This window comes from Desulfoluna sp. (assembly GCF_030145185.1).
GTDB lineage: Bacteria > Desulfobacterota > Desulfobacteria > Desulfobacterales > Desulfolunaceae > Desulfoluna.
The window spans coordinates 1-23,332 of sequence record NZ_JAQYWB010000021.1; the positions used below are offsets into that span (position 1 = coordinate 1).

Below are 23,332 nucleotides of genomic sequence, written 5' to 3' on the forward strand. Positions count from 1 at the left end.
GATCCTTGAGTTTGCCCCCTTTGGTGTGTTTGCGCTTATCGCTGTGGTCTTCGGCAAGCAGGGAGCCCAGGCCTTCGGCCCGCTGGCCATGGTTACCCTCACGGTGTATGTCGCCTTTCTTTGCCATGCGGTCTTTATTTATGGCGGTCTCCTCACTTTTTACGGCATTAATTTCTTCGAGTTCATGTCACGGGCCCGTGCCGCGATCGTCACCGCTTTTGTCACACGAAGCAGCGGCGGCACCCTTCCTGTCTCCATGGAAGTGGCTGAAAAGAACCTCGGTGTGTCCCGCGGTGTTTACTCTTTCACTCTTCCCCTGGGAGCCACCATCAACATGGATGGTAACGCCATCTATCAGGGGGTCTGCGCGATCTTCGTCAGTCTTGCCATCGGGGCGCCCCTCGGTATTGACATGCAGCTCACCGTCATTGCGACGGCTGTTCTTATCTCCATCGGTTCTGCGGGAGTCCCCGGTGCCGGTGCGATCATGTTGCTGATGGTCCTCGATTCTGTGGGCCTTAAAGTGGAGCCGGGTTCTGCCGTGGCCGCCGCTTATGCCATGATCTTCGGGATTGATGCCCTTCTCGATATGGGCCGTACCGCTTTGAACGTGACCGGTGACCTGGCCGTCACCTGTTGTGTCGCCAAGTCCGAAGGGGAACTGGACCAGGACACCTGGGATAATTTCACAGGGGCCGTGGTTGAGATGTAAGACGTTATGGATTATGACGGGGCGGCTTGCCGCCCCGGAGTGACCCGTACGGGCCGGGAGGTCTTTCTCCGTTGGGGGGAGGGTTTGTCGGCCCGTTTTTTTATGGCAGCGGCGTGGGGCCGGGTTGTTTCAGTTTCGAGAAATGTCTCGGGTTCCCTGGCGTGCCCGGGGTTTTGGAGACGTTTTGATCCCCCCTGGATATTGACAGATCTCTCCGCCGGGGTCATAACGATGGGGACGAGAACACCAATGGTCAGGGACCGGAATGGATTGGGTATGATCGACTCTGGATGTATTGATTTTGCTGTTTCAGGCCTCACCCCCTCTCGGAAGATGCGGTGGGACGGCAGGCGGCCTGCGTCTGTCATCGCCTGTCTTCTGGCTTTTCTTATTTTCTCTCTGTTTTCCCCCCATCTCTCTTTTGCCCTCACCCCCGTCGACTCCAATCGGACCTATATCGTTGGGGGTGATTATTATTACCCCCCGTATGAGTTTCTGGATGAAGAGGGCAACCCCAGGGGCTATAACGTGGAGCTTACCCGGGCCATTGCTGAGGTGATGGGCCTGAAAATCGAGATTCGACTCGGCAACTGGAGTGAGATGCGAGCCGCCCTTGAAACAGGGGAGGTCGATGTGTTGCCCGGCACGGTGTTTACCGAGGAGCGACAGGCCGTCTTTGATTTTGTCCCCCACGCCATTATTCATCAGTCCATTTTTTACCGTAAAGGGTCGCCCCGTGCCCTGAGTATCGAGGATCTGGTCGGCTCTGAAGTGATCGTCCAGGAGGCCGGTACCATGCATGAGAACCTGGTCAGGCATGGGGGGATTACGGTCATTTTGACCGACACCCACGCCAACGCCTTGAGGCTTTTGGCGTCCGGTAAGCATGACTACGCGGCGGTGGCTAACCTTCCTGGGCTTTACCTGGGGCGAAAGCACCGGCTGTCAAATATTGTGACCTCCGGGAAGACGGCGGTGGGCTTCAAGTATTGCTATGCGGTGAAGAAGGGCGATGCCGAGCTTCAGGCCCGCCTCAACGAGGGGCTATCCATCTTGAAGAACACGGGTCGCTATGAGGAGATCTATGATAAATGGCTCGGGGTGCTTGAGCCGCGGACCCCTCCCTGGACCCGTATCGTCAAGCTCAGCATGATCGTGGTGATTCCCCTGCTTCTGATGATGGGGGGTATTTTGATGTGGAATCGGACCCTGAAGCGAGAGGTCGCCCATCGCACCCGGGAGCTTCACCTCCAGCAGCAGCAGCTGATCCAGGCGGATAAGATGGCTTCTTTGGGCATCCTCGTCTCGGGCGTCGCCCACGAGATCAACAACCCCAACAGCCTGGTCCTTCTCAACACACCCATGATCATGGACTCCTTTGAAGATCTGTGGCCCATTCTGGAATCGTATTATCGCGAGCATGGAGATTTTTTGGTGGGGGGGCTTGATTACACTCGGATGCGTGAAGAGATTCCCCATATGCTTACCGAAATGCATGCCGGGGGCAAGCGGATTAAGCATATCGTTGAGGATTTAAAAGACTTTTCCCGTATCGACAACTCTCGTCAGATGGAGTCCGTGGACTTAAATGAGGTGGTGCGAGCTGCCATCCGACTGGTGGACAACTCTATCAAAAAGGCGACCCATTGTTTCAAGGTCTCCTGTTCCGAATACGTCCGTCAGGTGTATGGCAATCCCCAGCGTATCGAGCAGGTGGTGGTGAATCTGATTTTAAACGCCTGCCAGGCCCTTTCGGCTCCGGAACAGTGCATCAGCGTCAGGATCTACAACCGTTTTGATCATCAGGCGGTGGTGCTGGAGGTGCGCGATGAAGGGACCGGGATAGACCCGGATCACCTGCCGCACCTCACCGATCCCTTTTTTACCACCAAACGGGACTCCGGTGGGACAGGGCTGGGCCTTTCGGTTTCAGCGAACATCATCAAGGAGCATGGCGGGCTGCTGACATTTGACTCCAAACCCGGAGTCGGAACCACTGTTTCCCTGGAACTCCCCATCTTGAAAAGGACGCGTGCGTGATGCCTCAGAAATTCTTGTACCCCTCGTTTAAGGTTCTGATTGTTGATGATGAGGAGCCCTTTATCCGAAGTCTTTCCATCGCCCTGGAGCGGTCGGCGGGGATCAATAATATCACGCGTTGCCAGGACAGCCGAGAGGTCATGGGGCTCCTGGCCGAAGGTGGGTTTGGGCTGGTGCTCCTGGATCTGAACATGCCCTGGGTGTCCGGGGATGTGCTTCTGGAGAAGATCATTGAAGAGTATCCCGAGGTGGGGGTCATTATCATCAGCGGCATTAACCAGATTGAGCCGGCAGTCCGGTGCATGAAGCTTGGGGCCTACGACTATTTCGTCAAAACCAACGAGGAAGACCGTCTGGTTTTGGGGGTGAATCGAGCCATTCAGATGGTGGAGATGTCCAAGGAGCACAAGGAGATCCGAAGCCGGCTTCTCCATGACCGCCTGGAAAACCCCGACGCCTTTGAATCCATTCTCACCTGTGACAAGGCCATGCGCGCCATTTTTCAATATCTCGAGTCTGTGTCCAAAAGTGCCATGCCCATTCTTATCACCGGGGAGAGCGGGGTGGGAAAAGATCTCATCGCCCACACGGCCCATTGTCTCAGTGGTGCCGAGGGGCCTCTGGTCTCCATCAACGTGGCAGGGCTCGATGACAACGTTTTTTCCGATACCCTCTTCGGGCACGCCCCCGGCGCCTTTACCAGCGCCCATGAGGTGCGCAAAGGGATGATTGAACAGGCGGCCCACGGCACCCTGTTTCTGGATGAGATCGGGGACTTGAGCGTCACCTCCCAGGTGAAGCTGCTTCGCCTGATTCAAAATGGCGAGTACTACCCCCTGGGCAGTGATCGGCCCAAGCGGATGAACGCCCGGATTGTGGTGGCCACCAACCAGGATCTTGATCGAAAGCAGGCGAAGGGAGAGTTCCGAAAGGATCTCTACTACCGCCTCTGCGCTCACCACGTTCACATTCCCCCCTTGCGGGAGCGAAAAGACGACATTGCTCTGCTGCTCAACCATTTTCTGGGTGAAGCGGCCGAGTCCCTGGGTAAAAAGCGGCCCACCTACCCCCGTGAGCTGGAGGTCCTTCTGGCCAATTACGCGTTTCCCGGCAATATCCGGGAGCTGCAGGCCATGGTGTATGACGCCGTGAGCACCCACAAATCAAAAATGCTTTCTCTGGATGCCTTTAAACGGAAGATTGGCGCCATGACCCTTTCACCCGAGCCAAGCGAGCCCAGCGATACGCATGAGGACGAGAGCATTTTCGTCACCTCCAAATCCCTTCCCTCTATCCATGACGTGACGGATCTTCTGGTGGGCGAAGCCATGAAGCGCGCCGATGGCAATCAGTCCATCGCCAGCCGTCTCATCGGGATCTCCCAGCCCGCCTTAAGCAAACGACTCAAAAAATTGAAACTGAATGAGTAAAGCATGCCTCCGGCGGCCAGGGGATGATCCCCTGGACCCCAGGTAGCAAAGGCTCCCGACCTTCGTCCTCCAGGGACGTCACCTTTGTTGACGGGCTTGGCCCGTGGGATGGATAAACGTCAACCGGCCGTGTGCCATCCGATGGGATGATACACGGCCGGTTGTGTTTTTCGCTGTATTGGTTTTGCCTGCTCTCGCCGTTGGAGGTGCCTCGATTAAAACCAATTTCGATAAAGTGACGACACCGCTTTCATATCTTTACGGAGCTTGCGGACGCATTTCAGCACGGAGTTTCGCCTTCCGAAGCGCATTCGCAAACCCGCTTTCAAGGTGGCGCCACCTTGCCGCCGGAGGCATGCTTTATTCTTTGTCTTAAAACACGCTGAGCAGCATGCGGGTGGCCACCACGAAGAGGAGGATGGCGAAGATGCGTTTGAGCTTGTCCACGGGGAGGCTGTGGGCGAGTCGGGCGCCCAAAGGGGCGGTCAGTACGCTGAAGCAGATGATGCCGAGAAGGGCCGGAAGGTAAACGTAGCCGACGGAGAGCTCGGGGAGGTTCGGCGTGTTCAGGCCGTTGACGATGTAGCCGAAGGCACCGGCCAGGGCGATGGGGAGACCGATGGCCGATGAGGTCCCGATGGCGTGGTGGACAGGGATGTTGCACCAGGTGAGGAAGGGGACGGAGAGGGTGCCGCCTCCAATGCCCACGAGGCTGGAGAAGGATCCAATGATGCCCCCGGCACCGAAGATTCCCGTGGTTCCCGGAATTTGTCGTGTGGCGGGGGGCTTTTTGCCGAGGATCATCTGGGTGGCCACGTAGTAGAGGAAGGCCACAAAAATCCCTTTGAGGATGTGGGTGGGGAGCTGTGAGGCCACGCAGGAGCCTGCGAAGGTGCCCACGAGAATCCCGGGGGTGATCCGCTTGAAGATATCCCAGCGTACGGCACCGCGCTTGTGATGGGCCCGGAAGCTGGAGATGGAGGTGAAGATGATGCTTGCCAGGGAGGTGCCCAGGGCCAGGTGCATCATGAGCTCCTGGGGAATGTTTTGAAGCGTGAAGCTGAAGACGAGCATGGGCACGATCACCAGGCCGCCTCCGATTCCGAGGAGTCCTGCCAGAATGCCTGCAATGGCACCCACCGCAGCGTAAATCATAAACGATGTCAACATATCTTGATTCCATCCTTATTTTGAATTCAAACGCGTCTCCGGCGTCCTGCCGGAGCCCATATATGAAAACGGGACAAACAGAAGGGTGGGACGGCCGACGGCCCCTTATTCCATCTTTTCCCCAAACACGGTCTTTTCCACGGATTCAAGGTGAGTGCGCATGGCGGTCTCGGCGGCCAGGCTGTCTCGTCGCTCCAGGGCATCGATGATCGCCACGTGGGTGATGACGGAGAGACGGCTCCGCTCCGGGGTCTGGAGGGCCTGAGTCCGTGATTCCGTGAGAATGGTGGTGAGGTTTTTGACCACGTTTAACAAGAGGGTGTTTCCTGAGGCTTCGGCGAGGCAGAGGTGGAAGGCCTGGTCAATATCCTCGGTGGTCTCCCCGGCCAGGGCCCTTTTCTCCTGCTCATACACCAGAAGTTTCAGGCGGATGAGCTGCTCTTCGGTGATGTGGCGTGCCGCCCGGGCGGCGAGCTGCGGCTCGATGATGCATCGGACATCAAAGATCTCGACAAGGCGCTCCGTTTGCAAAGGAATCACCCGGGCGAGATGGGCCGAGAGGGCCGAGTCATCCGGTTCGGACACATAGGTGCCGGCCCCTCTGCGTGTCTCCACGATCTGTTGTTCGGAGAGGGTGCGGATGGCCTCCCGGATGCAGCTTCGCGAGACGGCAAAGTGCTCGGCAAGGGTGCGCTCAGAGGGGAGCCGGGTGCCCGGTGGCCACTCTTTTTGGTGGACACGTTTTCCGATCTCTCGGGCCACCGTTTCAAAGAGGCGAGTCTCTGATTCCATTTTGGTCATACCAATTCTCCATATAGTAAAATTTGGTAAGACCAATATCACGGTGAGAGACAGAGCGCAAACGGTAAAAATGAGGAGATAGGGAGACGGCTGGGGGAAAGTTATGAACAATGGGCATGGTTTGGCATTGTATAGACGAAAAAAAATCATTATGTGTGCGTTTATGGTGAGAAAGATGGCTTTATGATTTTAATGGGGTATGTTATCTGGGGATAATCAAGGGGATAATAGCCTTGAATTGGAAGAGTATGCGAAGTTTGATGCGTTTTATCTGACGCCCTCACGTGGTTTTGGCCTAAAATCAAGCGCGAGGAGAATTTGGTCGCCTGGGGGGTCTCCAGTGGGCCGCCGGGGGCACTCACTGAATCGCTGCTTTTATTTTTGTTCCGGCTCGGACTCGTTGTCGGTTGGGTTTGAGAGGTCGATTCCCGGGTAAAGACGCTTTGCGCAGTCGTTGCAGATGCCGTGGGTGAAGTCCAGGTCCGAGTGGGAGGAGATGTATTTTTCGATCTGGTGCCAGTATCCGCCGTCATCACGTACTTTTTTGCAGGAGGCACAGATGGGGAGGAGACCTCTCAGCGTTTTGACCAGGGTGAGGGCGTTCTGGAGCTCTTCGATGAGTTTTGTCTGGGTACGAATCAACTGGCGTATGCGGATATGGGTGCGAATGCGGGAGAGGACCTCTTCTTTTCGGAAGGGCTTGGGGATGTAGTCTATACCACCGCATTGAAAGCCTTTCACAATGGCTTTGGTTTCATTTTTTGCGGTGACAAAGACCACGGGGATGTCGGCGGTGGCGGGGTCGCTTTTGAGGCGGGCGCAGGCTTCAAATCCGTCAATGCCGGGGGGCATCATCACATCCATGAGGATCAGGTCGGGTTGGAAATGCCGGGTAGACTCGATGGCCTTTTCTCCGTTGGCTGCCGTGGCGAAGGTGTACCCTTCCGACGCCAGGAGTTTCATGGCGAGCGCGAGATTTTCCGGTCTGTCATCGACGATGAGGACTTTGGCAGCACGTTCGGGAGTCTCTTCGGGGGATTTCATGGGGAATCTCCTGTGTGGGGCGTTCTGTCTCCAGGTGAGGATGGTGTCCCGGGTGTTGTGCTGGGGGAGGGATGCTTTCAGTGAGGGGTATGTCTTTTAAAATTATCATACCCCCTTTGAAAGGTCAATTTACCCCGAGGGGCGAGGGGGTGGGCGTGCGTTGCTGAGGCGGTTGCCTTTTTGTACAGAACACCCGGAAAGTTATGAACAATTGGGGCCTTTGAGTACAGTGCGAGGGGGGACGGGGTGTTTTTTTTCCATCGATTAAGGGTTGGTGGGCGGAATGTGTATTTTTTTTGAGTGTTTTGGGCTGTTATTGAATGGCTTTCGTGCTGTTTAGAAGGTCTTGGGGCTGTTTAGGCGCGGTATTGGCTTTTTTTGACCGATAAAGGGGGCGGATGAGATCCTGAGCCTGGAGCCAGCTCATCCTGCGGTGGTTTTTCGTCTCTGCTGTGATATAAACGGCCCATGGAAATGAAACTAACCGCTGTAAATTATCATATTGCCGGTGATGCCTGGCTTCGAGATATCGATTTGACCCTGTCCCGTGGGGAGGTCTGGGCGATTATCGGAGCCAATGGCTCCGGTAAATCGGCCCTGGGAAAACTTCTGGCCGGTCAGGCCGCCCCCTCCTCTGGAAGATTGACCGGTCGGCCGGAAACCGTGGGGCACCTCTCCTTTGAGGAGCACCTGGCCACCATTGAACGGGAACTCCGGGACGACGACACCGATTTTATGGATCGTATCGATCCGGGGCGTTCTGCCCTGGGTTTTATCATGGAGGCGGTTCGGGATGAGCCGAAGGCCCGTCAGCTCGGTGAGTCTTTTGGTCTGGCCCCTTTGTTTGATCGGGGCCTGCGTTTTCTCTCCACCGGGGAGATTCGAAAGACACTCATGTGCCGGGCGCTGATGAAGGACCCCGTCCTTTTTGTGTTGGATGACCCCTTTTCCGGGCTCGACAAGGGGGCGGTGGCCTCCCTTGGGGAGCGGATTCACGGCCTCTCCCGGACCGGGATCACCCCGGTGTTGATCCTGGGGCGTCAAGGGGAGGTGGCTCCCTGGGTGACCCATGTGGCGGAGATGGACGAAGGGCGCCTTGTTTTCTGCGGGACCCAAAGTGCGTGGAGGACGAAAGTCCAAGGGGGGCAGCCACTTCGCTCGAGCCGAATAGAGCTTCCCGATGCCTGTTTTGTCCCGGGCAGTGAGGGCCGGACCTTTTCTTCCGGGGAGTCCCTGGTCTGTTTTCAAGAGGTCTCGGTGGCCTACAACGGCCGCTGCGTGCTGGATAACATCAGCTTTATCCTTCGGCAGGGGGACCATCTGATGATCACCGGTCCCAACGGTTCAGGAAAATCCACCCTGCTCTCCATGATCAACGGCGATAATCCCAAAGCCTACGGCAACGATATCTCGCTTTTTGGTCAACAACGCGGGACAGGGGAGAGCATCTGGGACATCAAAAAACAGATCGGCTACCTCTCCGCTGAATTTCAGATCGGCTATCGCGCCGCTGCCACACCCTTTTCCACGATTCTTTCCGGCCTCTCCGATTCCATCGGGACCTACCGTAAATTCTCGACCCAAGAAAAAGAGGCGGCCCTCGCCTGGCTTGGGGTGATCGGCCTCTCCGACAAAGCGGAGCGACCCCTTCGCCGGCTCTCCTCGGGGGAGCAGCGCATGGTCCTCATCGCCCGGGCCATGATCAAGGCCCCACCTCTGTTGATTCTGGATGAACCCTGCCAGGGCCTGGACGACGCCAACAGCCGCTTCGTTTTAGGCCTGGCCGATAAGGTGGGTTACAGCGGAAAAACCACGTTGATCTATGTCACCCATACCGAGGCCGATACCCTCTCCTGCATCACCCATCACCTGCAGCTCACCCCCAACCGGGAGACCGGGAGCAAGGCAAGGTTAAAAACCGTGCCTCCGGCGGCCCTGCCGGGGGCTAAACTTTTGCCTGATTTTATAAAGACGGGTTTAACAAACAGGTCTTAAATATATATTTCAGATTTACATCGGCCGGAGGCTTTTTTTGGAGCTGAATATTTAATCAGCCGCCAAAAACGTGTCCCCAAGATGGGTTTTGAGGGTGGTGGTGAGGTGCTGCACCTCGGCCTTTGTGTAGGGGGTGCCACCGGGGGCGCCCCAGACGGGGGCCGGCCAGCAGTAGTCGGTGGTGAAGCGGCCCACCACATGGATGTGGAGCTGAGAGACCAGATTGCCGATGGCGGCGACGTTTATTTTTTCTGCGTTTAAGGTCTCTTTTGTGACTCGCGAGAGGGCGCAGACGGCCTGGCCTGTCGCTTTTTGCAGGGAGGGCGACAGCGCGAAGAGTTCTGTCTCGCTGGTTTCCGGCACGAGGATGAACCAGGGGATCTGGTTGTTGTTCATCAGAAGAAGACGAAGTCCGCAGAGGGTGCCCAGGGTGAAGCAGTCGTGGGCAAGGCGAGGGTCGAGGGTGAAATCGGTCATGGGAGGCTCCCGGGTGTGAGGGTGAACAGATGTGCAAAAGGTAGATCAGCTTGCATCAAAGCGCAACCGCGGCCTGTGGGGTGAGTAAAAAACCATGAAAGGGAACAAGGCGGTTTCCACTGGCCGTCCCTTGTCTATGAAGGGTAAGGTGGGGAACGTCGTCCAAAAAGTGAGGTGACCCCTGTCGGGTTGTCAGATGTTTTTTTGGAGGGCGACGGATCGTAATCACGTGGTGAGGGAGAGATGCAATGGCACGACCCGGGTGGACCTGGCTTCGGTGGGGATTTTTTCTTGTTGGAACAACTTTTTTGATGTCCTGTATGGCGCGTGTTGAACCGGTGGACCGAAGGGCCCTTTATGCCCGAGCCTACAAGGCCCCGAGGGAGGAACAGCTCGTGGATGTTCGTCCTTACCTGTCCCAGTTTGGCGACATCCCCATTCCCGGTGAGCTCTATGAGGTCGCCGAGCACACCATGATCATGGAGACCCGGGGAGAGCGGACCGGGTTTATTGTGTATTCAGGCCGGGTGCTGAAAACATCTTTAGAAATTTTTTTCCGGGGGGAGCTTAAGAAAAAAGGGTGGGAGATGGTCACGGCCTTTGCGTCTGAGGCCTCAACAGTTCTTCTTTTTAACAAGACCTCCCGCTGGTGCGTGATCATCCTCGACGCACGGGGCCCCGCCACCGATGTGCGTCTCGGCGTCTCCCAGGACCTCGGCCTTGCCGCGAGGCTCCTGGGGCACTAAAGGGGGTTTGCGCTATCGGTAATCTTTGTAGTGGACGTCGTATTTCTGAGCCTTGTAGGAAAATTTTCTGACCGTGGTGCCCAGCATCTGCGCGGCAAAAGTGATGTTGCCCCGGGTGTTTTTCAGGGTGTCGATGATCATCTCCCGTTCCAGATTGGCTGTGGCCTCCTCCAGGGTTTTGGCGGGCAGGGTGCCGGATTCGGTGCCCGTCTGAAGGGTCGGCGGAAGGTGGTATCCGTGGATCACCCCTTCGTTGCAGAGGAGGACGGCCCGCTCGATGCTGTTCTCTAACTCCCGGACGTTTCCGGGCCAGTGGTAGCTCATCAGCATATCGATCCCCGGGGTGGAGATGCGCCGGATCTCTTTGTCGTTTTCTTTGGCGTATTTTTCCAGGAAATAGTCGGCGAGAAGAAGAATATCGGTTTTTCGTTCTTTCAAGGGAGGCAAAAAGATGGGGAAGACGTTGAGCCGGTAGTACAGGTCGCCGCGAAAGCTCCCATCATCCACGGCCTGCTCCAGGTTTTTGTTGGTGGCCGTGATGATTCGGACGTCGCTTTTGAAGGTGCGATGTCCCCCCACCCGCTCAAATTCTTTTTCCTGCAAGGCCCGCAGCAATTTCACCTGAACGTCCAGGCTGATGGAGCCGATCTCGTCTAAAAAGAGGGTGCCCTTGTGGGCCAGCTCGAATTTTCCATGCTTCTGGTTGATCGCCCCGGTAAAGGACCCCTTTTCGTGGCCGAAGAGCTCGCTTTCAATGAGGTTTTCCGGCAGGGCCGCGCAGTTGACTTTGATAAAAGGGTGTTTGGCACGGTTGGAGTTGTAGTGGATGGAGTTGGCCACCAGCTCTTTGCCCGTGCCGCTTTGTCCCCTCACCAGGACGGTGGCGTTGCTTTTGCACACCTGGGAGATCATCTGGTACACCTCCCGCATTTTGTTGGAGTTGCCGATGATGTTGGTGAACCGGTATTTGTTCTCCAGCTCGGTGCGCAGGCGGCTGTTTTCCTCTTTGAGTTTCTCTTTTTCCCGGTTGATCTTCTCTAAATTAATCACGTGGGTGGCGATCATGGTGGCCACCACCGAGAGGATCTCGGTTCCCTCCGTGAGGGAAAACCCCTCTTCAAACGGACGGTCCACGCTTAAGGCCCCGATGACGTTTTTGCCCTTGATTACCGGGACACAGAAGAAGGAGTACTCGACCCCGTTGTACTTGCGGGAGGCGGTGCGATCCAGAAAGAGGGGTTCTTCACTGATCTTGGGGATGGCCACGGGTTCGCCTTTTTCAAAGACGCTGCCGGTAATGCCCTCGCCTGGCCTGTACTTGCCTTTGCGCATGGCCGTCTTGGAGAGGCCGTGGGCCACCTCGATGCTGATTTCATTTCGTCTGAGGTTTAAAAGCGTGATGGTGCCTCGTTCCATCTCCATCCCCTCTTCGAGGATGTTCAGGACATTGTAGAGGGCATTTTTCAGGTCAAGGTGTGCGTGAAGGGCTTTGCTGATTTCGAAGAAGAGTCTCGTCTCGTTCAGGCGTTTCATGCCATCTCCCACAGGCTCTGAAAGGGCACCGAAATCCTGGGATTTGTCAGGAGGTCTGCCTTTTTAATAAAGAAGTTCGGGTGTCTGCCGGACGGTGAATCCTGTTCACGGATGTCGCCTTGGCTAAGTGATAAGGAAAAACCGAGGTGAAGGCAACAAATTTGTAATATTTGCTGCCTAAAATAAAAAAAGCATGTTCGCGTCTTTGCATCATTTTCTGGCTGTTGGATCTGTGGCGAAAGAATGTCGTGTAATTATAGCCTGTTTGGTGCGTGAGACCTCCTTTTGCAGGTCCATCAGCCTGTCAGTCAAGGGCTCCGGTTTGAGGGAATGCCTGAATTGTTAGAGGATGAAAACGCCCTTCGTGATGATTTTGGTTCCTTTTTGGTGGCAGATATAAAGTATCTGATATATTAAATATCACAGACGAACAGGGCTCTCTTTCGTGCCCGTTGAAAAGAGCGCAGGCCGGTGTTACCCTGCGTTCGGTACGTCTTTTTTTTAATCGTCGAATTCTCCATAAGGTTGCCATGATTCTTCATCTTGATATGGATGCCTTTTTTGCTGCCGTTGAACAGCTGGACAACCCCGCACTCCGAGGGAAGCCAGTGGTGGTCTCCGGCCACTCGGCGCGGTCGGTGGTTTCCACGGCCAGCTATGAGGCCCGGCAGTACGGGGTGCATTCGGCGATGCCTCTCTTCCAGGCCTTGAAACTCTGTCCCCACGCCTGCGTGGTGCCGGGGAACCGGAGGCGATACCAAGAGATCTCAGCCCAGGTTTTTGCCATCTGCCGGGAGTATTCTCCCTTGGTGGAGCAGGTCTCCATTGACGAGGGCTACCTTGACGTCACGGGGTGCGAAGGCCTTTTTGGCTCTCCGGTGGACATGGCCCAGACCCTTCGGCAGCGGGTAGCAAAGGAGACGGGGCTCACCTGCAGTGTGGGGGTGGCCCCGGTGAAATTCGTGGCCAAGGTCGCTTCGGATCTCAACAAGCCCAACGGGGTGTATGTGGTGACCCCGGAATCTCTGGACGCCTTTCTGGTGGCGCTGCCTGTTAAAAAAGTACCGGGCGCCGGCAAACGGACCGTGGCTCTGCTTGACGAGCTGGGGATCCGGACCTTAGGCGACATGAGGCGTTTTCCCCTGTCCACCTTTACCCAGAAGCTGGGGCAGGCCGGAGAGCGCCTTTATGCCCTTGCCTATGGTCGGGATGCCGCCGGGGTCTCCGGAGAACCCGAGGAGGCCAAGAGTATCAGCTGTGAGTCCACCCTCGAAAAAGACACCACCGATCCCGCCTTTGTGTACGCCCGGCTTCTGGCCCAGGCCGACGAAGTCGCCGGTGAGCTCCGGCGCAAAGGGCTCTTTGCAAAGCGGGTGACCCTGAAGCTGACCTTTGCCGATTTTCGTCGCATCACCCGACAAACCACCCTGACCCGTCCCACCCATCTTTCCGGGCACCTCTACGCGGAAGCCGTGACCCTCTTTGACAGGGAGTGGACCGGCCAGCGCATTCGCCTCGTGGGCTTGGGGTGTTCCCAAATCAGCCATGATGAGGCAACGCCCCCCAGCCAGCTGGATCTCTTTGGCCAGGTGGCGCGCCAAGAGGTCCGCGACGAGGGGTGGGAAAAAGTGGAACAAAGTGTCGATGCCATTCGTGAAAAATTCGGAAAATATGCCGTGACCCGCGCCCGGGTGAAAAAATAAAGGGAAAATGGCAAGGCCTCCGGCGGCGAGGTGTGCCACCTCGAAAGCGGGTTTGCGAATGCGCATCGGGTGTCGTCACTCCGGGTTGAAATGCGTCCGCATTCGCGTGACGTGTAAGGAAACGTCCAGGGCGTCGTCAATACATGAGCGGTAGGTGGGCAGAATCCACCCCAGCCCTTGACTTTAGCCGGAATCACTCCGGCGGGGGCCGCATTTTTTCTTGGTCCTTTTCTTTTACCTATCGTACAAATAGTGGGTACGCGGTGTGATCCATATTTTTTAACACAGGTGGAATTTATGAGACGGTATATTCGATTCGTCATTGCCCATCCCCTGATTGTCCTGGGGATTCTTGCTGCCATTACGGCCTACCTGGCCCCCGGGCTGGGGCTGCTTACCTTTAATAACGCCCTCGACGCCTTCATGCCCCGGGATGACCCTGATTACCTTCAAAACGAGGTGGCCAAGGAGATCTACGGAGACAACAGCCGGTTTTTTATTATTGAGGTGTCGGGAGAGTCCATGTCCCCCGATTTTTTTCGTCGCGTGGAGACGCTGGTTCAGGATCTTGAGGTGTATCGGGATTACCCGGCCGATGAGATGGACGCCGGCATGGCTCGTTTGAAAGCCTTTTCAACGGAGCCGCTTCCTTCGAAGGCGCAGCTTTTGGATGGACTGTCCCCATGGCCCCGGTTTCAGCGTCTGGTGGGGCGTGCTTTATCCACGGCGGCCTTAGATGCCGAGGGTCTGACAGCCCTTGAAGAGGCCGTGAAAGAGAAGCTTGAGTTGATGGCTTCGGCCCCGGTGAAGCGTGTGGTGTCCCCCATGAGTGTCTCGGATATCCGGGCCGAGGGCGATGATATCTTTACCGGAAAACTGCTGGAAGAAGACGATGACGGCAGGCGGGTGATACCGACCACCGATGGGGAGGTCGCCACCATTCTGGAACGATTGCGGGCCAATCCGGCCTTTCGGCATGGGATCTATGCCGAAGGTGAGGACGGCGCGATTTCGGATTTCGGCCTCCTGGTGACCTTCAGCAAGCGGCCCCGGGTGGATCGGATCTCCCGGGAAGTGATCGCCATCTGTGAGAGCCGGGACGACCTGAACATTCTGCCCCAGGGCTCGCCAGTGGTCAATGTCCGGTTCAACGACTACATGCAAAAAGACCTCCGCCATTTTTTGCCCCTGGTGATCTTCGTCATGGGGGTGACCTTTTTTCTTAACTTCCGCTCTCCTCTGGGGCTTTTGCTGCCCTTGTCTTCCCTGATTCTTTCCACGGTGTGGATCATGGGGTTCATGGGGCGTTTCGGGTATTCCATCACCCCGCTGGGGATCTCCCTGCCGCCGTTGATGGTCTCGGTGGGCAGCTCCTACGCCATTCATATTTACAACCAGTTTCTCTCGGACTCCCGGCTGATGCGAGAGAAGGGGTTTGCCACCGGCTTGGCCCTGGCCATGGAGCAGATCAGTCACACGGTAATCTTTGCCGGGGCCACCACCATGATCGCCTTCGCCACCCTGGCCACGAGTCGTTTGTCTGCCGTTCGGGAGTGGGGGCTTCTCTCGGCCCTTGGGGTGATTTTTTCCATGGTCCTGGCCTCTTCGTTGATTCCGGCTGTTCTGGTTCTGGTGGGACATATGCCCAAGGACGTGCCGCATAAACAGGGGCGCCATCCCGTGGATCGGTGTATCCATCTTTTTTCCTGGCTGGTGACCCGTCACGCCTGGGGGGTGGTGGTCGCGACCGGGTTGCTGATCGGGTTTTGTGTCGTGGGCATGTGCCGCCTTCAAGTGGAGTCCGATTTTCTCCTTTATTTCAAGAAAACCGATGATATCCGCATCAGCGCGCGGGTGGTGGGAGAAAAGTTCAAAGGGCGATCCGGGTTTAACCTGCTCATCGACAGCGGCACACCAGGCGGGGTCCTGGAGCCCTCCTTCCTTCGCAGGATGGAATCGATTCGCCGGGAGCTGACCCGGGAGGACCGAAAGGGATGGTGTATCGGTCGGACCGATGCCATCACCGACTTTCTCATGGTGATGCACCGGGCCATGAATGAAGACGACCCCTCGTTTTATGCCCTTCCAGAGACCCGTGAGGAGGTGGTGGATTATTTCGAGATCTATGGAGGGGAAGACGACAACGACGATGGACGCCCCGACGAGTTCGAGTCCTATGTGGACCCGCAGTGGCGGGTGATGAACCTGATTTGCCGGTTGCACACGGGGGATGGGGCCTCGGTGGGGACCACCCGGACCGGCCGGATCATGAACGAGATCGAGGTCTGGCTTGCCCGCACCCTTCCGGAAGGGGTCACCGCCCAGATCACCGGGTTTCCGAAAATTGACGTGAAAGTCACTGACTATATTGTTCGGGGCCAGCTCTCCAGCCTGGCCCTGAGCCTGGCCGTTATTTTTGGGATCGTCCTCGTGCGGTTTCGCTCCTTTCACGCCGCCCTTCTCTCCATGGTGCCCATGGTCACGGCGGTGGTGATTAACTTCGGGGTGATGGGGTGGTTCGGCATTCACCTCGACATGCTCACCAGTATCATTGCCTCCATCACCATTGGGATTGGGGTGGACGACACCATCCATTTCCTCCTGGCCTACCGGCACCATGCCCGGAGCCATCTCCCCCAGGAAGAGGCCGTGCTGCGCACCCTGGCCGTCTCAGGGCGGGCCATCAGTTATACCTCCCTGGCCCTGATCGTCGGGTTCCTCGTGCTGACGACCTCCAATTTTGTGGCCGTGGATCTCTTTGGGATGCTCATGGCCCTCACCATGACCGCCACCACCATTGGCGCCCTGTTGGTGCTGCCGTCCATGATTCTTTTGACCGGGTTTTATCCGCAGGCCGCAGGCCAGGCCCCTCTCCAAGAAGGCATGGCACCCAGCCGGGTGGCGGCCCTGGTCGCCCTGTTTCGATCCCTTGAAAACCGTCCCCAAAACAAGATGAGGGAAGAGCCCCGCCACCTCGCCGACCAAACCGAAGAGGCGTACCAGAAAGACCAGGCCGAGTGGCTGGCCGAAGTGAAAAAAAAACAGGGGAAAAAAAGGCAGGGGAAAAAGACGCAGGGGAAAAAGACGCAGGGGGAAAAGACGCAGGGCAAAAAAGGGACATAGCCTCCGGCGGCAAGGTGGCGCCACCTTGAAAGCGGGTATGCGAATGCGCATTGGGCGTCGTTACTTCGGGCTGACATGCGTCCGCATTCGCGCGGGAGTGCAAGAAAATGCACCGTGCGTCGCAAGTGCATGAGTTGCAGGTGGATAGCATTCAACTCAGCCGTTGACTTTAACCTGAGGCGGGGCGTCATTTTATTAAAACGCCCCTTTTAAAAAAACAAAAAGGGCGCATCGAAAACTCGATGCACCCTTTTTTTATTCAGGTCTTAAGAGCGGGGGAAAACCCCGCGACTCTCTTAGAGGTCGTTGACCGCTTCGGTGAGTTCGGGAAGGAACTCAAGGATGTCGGCAACAATCCCTACGTCCGCCACCTGGAAGATGGGGGCGTTTTCATTTTTGTTGATGGCGATCATGAAGCCACCCTTGATGCCGCCCAGGTGCTGGAAGGAGCCGCTGATGCCGCAGGCCATGTAGACCTTGGGCTTGACGGTGCACCCGGAGGTACCCACCTGACGTGAAGGCTCGAGCCATTTGGCGTCGACGATGGGGCGGGAGCAGGAAACTTCAGCACCTGCGCCAAGGGCCTCAGCCAGCTCATGAGCGATTTCAATGTTGTCTTCGTCTTCGATACCGCGACCGATGGAGACGAGCAGGTCGGCTTTGGTGATGTCTACATCACCTGCTTCGGGCTCAACAATCTCGATGAACGTGCGCTTGGCAGAGATATCGCCAGCGGCTGCGGCTTCAACGCTGCCGCCCGCAGACTTGGACTCGTCCGCTGCGAAGGTTCCGGGACGAAGGGCAATCACCGCACCGTTTGATGCGTCCACGTTGACGTGGGTGTTGACCTCGCCGCCGAATTCCTGGCGTACGGTCTTGAGGGTGGTGCCGTCGACTTCAAGGGAGATGATGTCGGAGACGTAAGCGGCGTCCATCTTAATGGAGAGGCCGGGGGCGCAATCCATGGCGAAGGTGTTGTTGGTGAAAAGAACAACAGAGCCTGCGGGGATGACGTTGATCAGAGCTTTTCTGACCACTTCCGCGTTGGGATAGGCCAGGCCTGCGTCATCAATTTTGATGACTTTCGGGAAAATCTTGGCGGCGTCGTCGGCCACGGCATCAATGCCGGATCCGGTGACGATGGCGGTGACGTCATCGCCAACGGCCTTTGCAGCCACAACCAGTTCCATCGCGGAATCATCAAGAACGCCATCGTTATGTACCAAATATGCAAATACCTGTGCCATTACTGCAGCCCTCCATTCGCTTTAAGGATTTCGATGAGTTTTTCGATGATCTGGTCGTTGCTTCCTTCGAGCATTTCAGCGCCGTCACCAGACTCGGGAACGAAGTAGTCGACCTTCTTGACTTTGGCACCGGCTTCGCCAACGGCGGCGGCGTCAAGGCCCAGATCGGCTGCGCCGAGCTCGGGGATTTCAACACCAGAGACCTGACGAATACCACGGATACCCACGTAGCGGGGCTCATTGATACCGGTCTGGATGGAAAGCACGCAGGGAAGATCGATTTCGTTCATCTCCTGGTTGCCGCCTTCGATTTCACGACCGATGGTGAGCTTGCCGTCACCGGCTTCAATTTTATTGACCAGAGAGGCGTAGGGGTAGTCCATCATGGCAGCAAGCATGCCGCCGACAGCGCCGGCCCCTTCATCGGCCTGAGCACCGGTGAAGATCAGGTCGTAGTTGCCTTTGTCCACGCAGCCTTTGAGGATCGTGGCCACGCCTTTGCAGTCGGAGCCTTCGAAGGCGTCGTCGGTCAGGAGGATGCCTTTGGCGGCGCCCATGGCCATTTCACGACGGAGCACTTCGTCAGACTCGTCATCGCCTACGGTCACAACAGTGACGGTGCCGCCGACGTTGTCAACAATCTGAATCGCTTCTTCGACAGCGTAGTTGTCCCATTCGTTCACGGAAAAAACCAGATCGTCACGCTCGATGTCGTTGCCTTCGGCGTTCATTTCGATCTCGTTTTCAGCCGAGTCGGGAACTCTTTTGACACATACTAAGATTTCCATGTTATTCCTCCCAAAAAGTTAATATACACCCGGATCCTAAATCTTGTATCTGACGCGCCGGCCGGGGTTATGGCAGGTCCTGCCGGCGGATAGAGGCACACGATTCACAGGAATATACATGGGGCCGCACATGCGGCCCCATTTTGGTTGACTACTTTTCCATGTGTTGTTCGATGAGCTCGGTCAGCTCAATAGCTTCCAACTGATCGTCAAGGCCGGCGACCTTGATGGCGTCTTCCATATTGACCATACAGAAGGGGCAGGCGCAGACGATGACGTTGGCGCCGGCGTCATGGGCCATCTGGACGCGAAGAACAGCCATGCGCTCATTCTCTTCGGGCTCGTAGAAGAGGTTGAGGCCGCCGCCGCTGCAGCAGAGAGCCCGGTCACGGTTCTTTTCCATCTCGACCAGTTTCAGGCCGGGGATGGCGGTCATGGCGTTACGGGGTGCCTCGTAGAGGCCGTTGTGGCGACCGAGGTAGCAGGGGTCGTGGTAGGTGTAGACCTTGGTGGGATCTTCCACCGACTTGAGCTTGAGGGTGCCGTCCTTGACCTTTTTGACGATGACCTCGGAGATGTGCTCCACGGGGAGCTCCAGTTCGGGATAATCGTTTTTCAGGGCGTTGTAGGCGTGGGGGTCGGAGGTGACGACCTTCTTGGCACCGGACTCATTGATGGCGTCAATGTTTTCGGATTTCAGCTGCTGGAAGAGCATCTCTTCACCGAAACGCACCACCTCGTTGCCACTGTCTTTTTCCTGTTTGCCGAGGATGCAGAAGTCTTCCTGGACGGTATCCAGAATTTTAGAGGTGCATCTGGCGATGTTGATCATGCGGTCGTCGTAGCTGGTGATGGAGTCGACAAAGTAGAGGGTGTCGGAGGTGTCCCCGTTCTCCACAATTTTTACGTTGCACTCGGCGGCGAACTCTTTGTCCTTGGCCCAGTCTGCACGTTTTTTCTCGACTTTACCCCAGGGGTTGCCTCGTTTGCCGAGGGCCTTCAAGGGTTTCTGGAGGGTCTGGGGCACTTCGCCTTCGTCCACCAGGCCGCGACGCAAGTCGACAATTTTGTCGATGTATTCAATGCCCAGGGGGCACTCCTGCTCACAGGCACCGCAGGTGGTGCAGGACCAGATCTCTTCCGCAGTAAAGATGGAGCCGATGAGGGGCTCGCTTTTCTTCATCTCGCCCCGGAGGGGATAGTTCTTGAACATGAGGTCCCTGGCTTTAATGGTAATAAAGCGCGGGGAGAGGGGACGACCCACCAGGTTGGCGGGGCACTGGTCAGAACACCGGCCACAGTCGGCACAGGTGTAAAAGTCCAGCATGTGCTTCCAGGTGAAGTCCTCTATTTTCTTGACACCAAAGGATTTCAAGTCGTCCAGGCCTTCGGCCGTGATGCCGTAAACCATGGGCTTGATATTTCCGCGCTGCACCCGCATGAAAGCCACGTTAAACAGCGAGGTGATGACGTGGAAATGTTTCCCCATAGGCAGGAAGCAGAGGAAGAAAAAGAAGAGCGTGTCGTGGCAGTAGTAGGACACGATGTGAAGCACCTGAAGCAGGCCATGGGGAGCACCGGCGAAGAGGTGTGCGAAGGCCCAGGCCAAGGTCAGGGGAGGCAGGAAGGCGTCGTGGCCGGCGGCGACGAGGACGGCTTCAAAAAGGCTCTCCGTGACCATCAGACCCATGATGATGCAGCAGACGAAGACCGCCTCGGCGGTGTGGTCATGGCCCAACTCTTTGGGCACCGCGTAGCGGGCGGGTTTAAAAACACCCCTGCGGATGGCGGCCACCAGACAGGCGAAGAACACGATGGTGGCTGCGTAGTCTTTCAGCACGTTGTAGACAGCGCCGACGGGTTGATCCGCGGCCAGGCCGGGAAGGGCAAAATCCGGAAACATGCCGATGACCACCAGGGAACAGGTCCGAAGCGCCAGGGTCAGGAAGCCGAAAAAGATCATCATGTGGAGCACACCGGCAAACATGTAACGGGGCTGCTTGATCTGGCCCAGCCAGACGACGGCTATGTTCTTAAGTCGTGCTGGAATGTTAGCAAATCGGCTGTTGTCCGGCGCCGCTTTGACGAGGGGGGCCAGACGTTTTGCGATAATGTAAGCAAAAAGACCCACACCGACAACCACATAGAGAAACGAAATCAGCCATCCCGGGATAAATCCCAAAATCATTGAATGGGCAGGTGAAATAAGATGTTCCATACTTAGCTTTCCCTCTCTCCCTTAGTTGAAATGATACAATATCCTCAAACAGCACGTAGTAATAGTGCCATTTTACTCCATAATTAAAATGAATAACCCTTCAAATGTAAATGACAAACGCAGTTCCGTCAAGTAAAAAAGCTTTATCACTCCCAATCGTGAGTCTTATTGGATGATTATGACCATTGCTGTCAGCGTTTTATGGTGCACCTCCTTTCACTTTTTAAGTGTAGGAGAGTGAGGCAAAAGTTCCTTGCCTGTTCCTGAAACAAGACAATTAAGTGTCTGTTATTGAACGTTTCAGGAGAGAGATATTCAAGAAAAGCATGGGCCCATTGCTTTTCCGTGGATCCATAAAATTTGTCTTAATATACGCAGCTTAAGCCACTCTGGGTGGATGCTTTGCTACGGGACGTTAAACAGGAAGGGGTCGACAATGCCGCCGACCCCTTCCTCTAACCCTCGCGTTCCGGCCTTCAGGCCGTAAGAGTGATCAGCAGATGAAGGAATCTTCAGAAATGTCCACAATGGCCGTGTTCGTGGCCTTGATCATCTCCATCTTGCCGAGGGTAACGGGGAGCACGCAGCCGGTGAAGAAGTCGAGGCTCTTGATCTGCCCTTCGTAGAAGGGGAGATCCTTCTTCTTGGCCTTTTCGAGGCCCTTGGCTGCTGTCACACCGCGCCAGAGCAGCATCCACGCCATCACCACGTCACCGGTTACTTCCAGGAAGGGGTGGGCGTAGGAGAAGGCGCTCAGCACCTTCTCGCTCATGGCGGTTTTGCCCATGTGCATGGCCAGCTCGCCCAGCTTCATGAGGGCGGTCTCCATCTTGGCGGCGAAGGGGGCCACGGCGGGCACCTCTTTGGCTTCCGCGATGGTCTTGCTGATCTCTGCCATGAGATCCATGAAGACTTTACCCTTCTTCATGCCGAGTTTACGGCCGAGGAGGTCCATGGCCTGGATGCCGTTGGTGCCTTCGTAGATCATGGTGATGCGGCAGTCCCGAAGGAGCTGGGCCACGGGGTACTCTTCGATGAAGCCATACCCGCCGTACACCTGGATGGCGTGGCTGCAGACCTCAAAGGCGCGGTCGGTGACGTAGCCTTTGGCCACCGGGGTGAGGATCTCAATGAGGCCGGCGTACTTCTCTTTGGTCTCCGCGTCTTCGGCCACGTGGACGTAGTCCTGGCAGAGGCCCACGTAGTAGAGGGTGCTTCGCATGGCCTCGACATAGGCTTTCATGGTGAGGAGCTGACGTTTCACGTCGGGGTGCTGGATGATGGCGACGCCGCCCTCTTTGGGCTTGACCAGGTTGGCGCCCTGGACGCGCTGCTTGGCGTAATCCACGGCGTACATGTAGGCGGCGGAGGCGCAGGAGAAACCCTGCATGCCGACGAGGAGGCGGGCTTCATTCATCATCAGGAACATATGCCCCATGCCCTTGTTCTCTTCGCCGATGAGGGTGCCGATGCAGGCCCCTTTGCCGCCGAGGGTGAGGGAGCAGGTGCAGTTGCCGTGGATGCCCATTTTGTGCTCGATACCGGTGCAGACCACGTCGTTGAAAGCACCCAGGGTGCCGTCGTCATTGACGAGGTACTTGGGCACGAGGAAGAGGCTGATGCCGCGGGTTCCGGCCGGAGCGCCTTCGATGCGGGCAAGGACAGGGTGGACGATGTTGTCCACCATCTCATGCTCCCCACCGGAGATGAAGATCTTGGAGCCGCTGATGGAGTAAGTGCCGTCGTCATTTTTCTTGGCGATGGTCTCCAGGGCGCCCACGTCGGAGCCGGCGCAGGCCTCGGTGAGGAGCATGGTGCCGCCCCATTCGCCGGAGTAGAGTTTTTTGAGGTAGACGGCTTTCTGGGCTTCGGTGCCGAAGGACTCCACGAGTTTTCCGGCGCCGTGGGTGAGGCCGGCGTACATCATGAAGGGGTAGTTGGCGCCATTGAAATATTCGCTGGCCGCCTGGCCCACCACATGGGGCATGCCCTGGCCGCCCCACTGGGGTTCTTCGGTCATGGCCAGCCATTCACCGGCATTGAAGAGGTCGTAGACCCGTTTGAAAGACTCGGGAACGATCACCTTGCCGGCGTCGAAGGTACAGCCCTGTTCATCCCCTTCTTTACAGATGGGGAGCAGCTCTTTGACCGCCAGGTTCCGCGCTTCGTTAACGATCATATCCACGGTTTTTTTGTTGAACTCGGCATACCGATCGTTTTTGCTTAAGGTGCCCACTTCGAACTGTTCGTGCAGGACAAACTCCACGTCCCTGCGCTCTGAAATGACTTGAGCCATGATATCTTC

General features: G+C 56.6%; 16 protein-coding genes. 7 read left to right on the forward strand and 9 right to left on the reverse strand.

Annotation, left to right across the window (positions count from 1 at the left end):
- The 3 genes from Q1Q75_RS08600 to Q1Q75_RS08610 all read left to right on the forward strand — a co-directional run.
- The coding region (locus tag Q1Q75_RS08600; protein WP_300669318.1) for a dicarboxylate/amino acid:cation symporter at nt 1-712 on the forward strand (712 nt) is incomplete at its 5' end.
- Nucleotides 713-988: 276 nt separating this feature from the next.
- Entirely contained in the window at nt 989-2,752 is a 1,764-nt protein-coding gene (locus Q1Q75_RS08605; protein WP_300669321.1) for a transporter substrate-binding domain-containing protein, read from the forward strand.
- Entirely contained in the window at nt 2,752-4,182 is a 1,431-nt protein-coding gene (locus Q1Q75_RS08610; protein ID WP_300669324.1) for a sigma-54 dependent transcriptional regulator, read from the forward strand. Before Q1Q75_RS08605 ends, Q1Q75_RS08610 begins: the two co-directional genes overlap by 1 nt.
- A 372-nt stretch (nt 4,183-4,554) precedes the next feature.
- On the opposite strand, the gene Q1Q75_RS08615 is transcribed toward Q1Q75_RS08610, so the two are convergent.
- From Q1Q75_RS08615 to Q1Q75_RS08625, 3 genes are all read right to left on the reverse strand, one after another.
- Nucleotides 4,555-5,352, reverse strand: a complete 798-nt coding sequence (locus Q1Q75_RS08615; protein WP_300669327.1) for a sulfite exporter TauE/SafE family protein — start codon at nt 5,350-5,352, stop codon at nt 4,555-4,557.
- A gap of 105 nt (nt 5,353-5,457) precedes the next feature.
- Complete coding sequence (locus Q1Q75_RS08620; protein ID WP_300669332.1) at nt 5,458-6,153, reverse strand: FadR/GntR family transcriptional regulator; 696 nt, start codon at nt 6,151-6,153, stop codon at nt 5,458-5,460.
- Between the two features lie 375 nt (nt 6,154-6,528).
- Nucleotides 6,529-7,197: a response regulator gene (locus Q1Q75_RS08625; RefSeq protein ID WP_300669335.1), complete on the reverse strand. Its 669-nt coding sequence runs from the start codon at nt 7,195-7,197 to the stop codon at nt 6,529-6,531.
- A 468-nt stretch (nt 7,198-7,665) separates the two neighbouring features.
- Here Q1Q75_RS08625 and Q1Q75_RS08630 point away from each other — a divergent pair, with 468 nt between their 5' ends.
- Nucleotides 7,666-9,192 carry an ATP-binding cassette domain-containing protein gene (locus Q1Q75_RS08630; RefSeq protein WP_300669337.1) on the forward strand — a complete coding sequence of 509 codons (1,527 nt, stop codon included), beginning with the start codon at nt 7,666-7,668 and terminating at the stop codon, nt 9,190-9,192.
- A 51-nt stretch (nt 9,193-9,243) separates the two neighbouring features.
- Here the strand turns inward: Q1Q75_RS08630 and Q1Q75_RS08635 are convergent, their stop codons facing one another.
- Nucleotides 9,244-9,669, reverse strand: a complete 426-nt coding sequence (locus tag Q1Q75_RS08635; RefSeq protein WP_300669339.1) for an HIT family protein — start codon at nt 9,667-9,669, stop codon at nt 9,244-9,246.
- A 320-nt stretch (nt 9,670-9,989) separates the two neighbouring features.
- Here Q1Q75_RS08635 and Q1Q75_RS08640 point away from each other — a divergent pair, with 320 nt between their 5' ends.
- Nucleotides 9,990-10,415, forward strand: a complete 426-nt coding sequence (locus Q1Q75_RS08640) for a hypothetical protein (RefSeq protein ID WP_300669341.1) — start codon at nt 9,990-9,992, stop codon at nt 10,413-10,415.
- 12 nt (nt 10,416-10,427) lie between these two features.
- On the opposite strand, the gene Q1Q75_RS08645 is transcribed toward Q1Q75_RS08640, so the two are convergent.
- Entirely contained in the window at nt 10,428-11,948 is a 1,521-nt protein-coding gene (locus tag Q1Q75_RS08645; protein ID WP_300669344.1) for a sigma 54-interacting transcriptional regulator, read from the reverse strand.
- A gap of 530 nt (nt 11,949-12,478) precedes the next feature.
- Here Q1Q75_RS08645 and dinB point away from each other — a divergent pair.
- Both dinB and Q1Q75_RS08655 read left to right on the forward strand, forming a co-directional pair.
- Nucleotides 12,479-13,651, forward strand: a complete 1,173-nt coding sequence (gene dinB / locus Q1Q75_RS08650; RefSeq protein WP_300669346.1) for a DNA polymerase IV — start codon at nt 12,479-12,481, stop codon at nt 13,649-13,651.
- Nucleotides 13,652-13,948: 297 nt separating this feature from the next.
- Complete coding sequence (locus Q1Q75_RS08655; protein WP_300669349.1) at nt 13,949-16,774, forward strand: MMPL family transporter; 2,826 nt, start codon at nt 13,949-13,951, stop codon at nt 16,772-16,774.
- A gap of 296 nt (nt 16,775-17,070) precedes the next feature.
- Here Q1Q75_RS08655 and Q1Q75_RS08660 read toward each other — a convergent pair whose 3' ends face one another.
- The 4 genes from Q1Q75_RS08660 to Q1Q75_RS08675 all read right to left on the reverse strand — a co-directional run bounded on the left by Q1Q75_RS08660 (nt 17,071) and on the right by Q1Q75_RS08675 (nt 23,323).
- Nucleotides 17,071-18,021, reverse strand: a complete 951-nt coding sequence (locus Q1Q75_RS08660) for an electron transfer flavoprotein subunit alpha/FixB family protein (protein WP_300669351.1) — start codon at nt 18,019-18,021, stop codon at nt 17,071-17,073.
- Entirely contained in the window at nt 18,021-18,809 is a 789-nt protein-coding gene (locus Q1Q75_RS08665; RefSeq protein ID WP_300669353.1) for an electron transfer flavoprotein subunit beta/FixA family protein, read from the reverse strand. The genes Q1Q75_RS08660 and Q1Q75_RS08665 overlap by 1 nt, the downstream gene beginning before the upstream one ends.
- Nucleotides 18,810-18,960: 151 nt before the next feature.
- Nucleotides 18,961-21,027: a (Fe-S)-binding protein gene (locus Q1Q75_RS08670; protein ID WP_300669356.1), complete on the reverse strand. Its 2,067-nt coding sequence runs from the start codon at nt 21,025-21,027 to the stop codon at nt 18,961-18,963.
- Between the two features lie 493 nt (nt 21,028-21,520).
- Nucleotides 21,521-23,323, reverse strand: coding sequence for an acyl-CoA dehydrogenase (locus Q1Q75_RS08675; protein ID WP_300669359.1), 1,803 nt, complete (start codon nt 23,321-23,323; stop codon nt 21,521-21,523).
- Nucleotides 23,324-23,332: the final 9 nt, after the last annotated feature.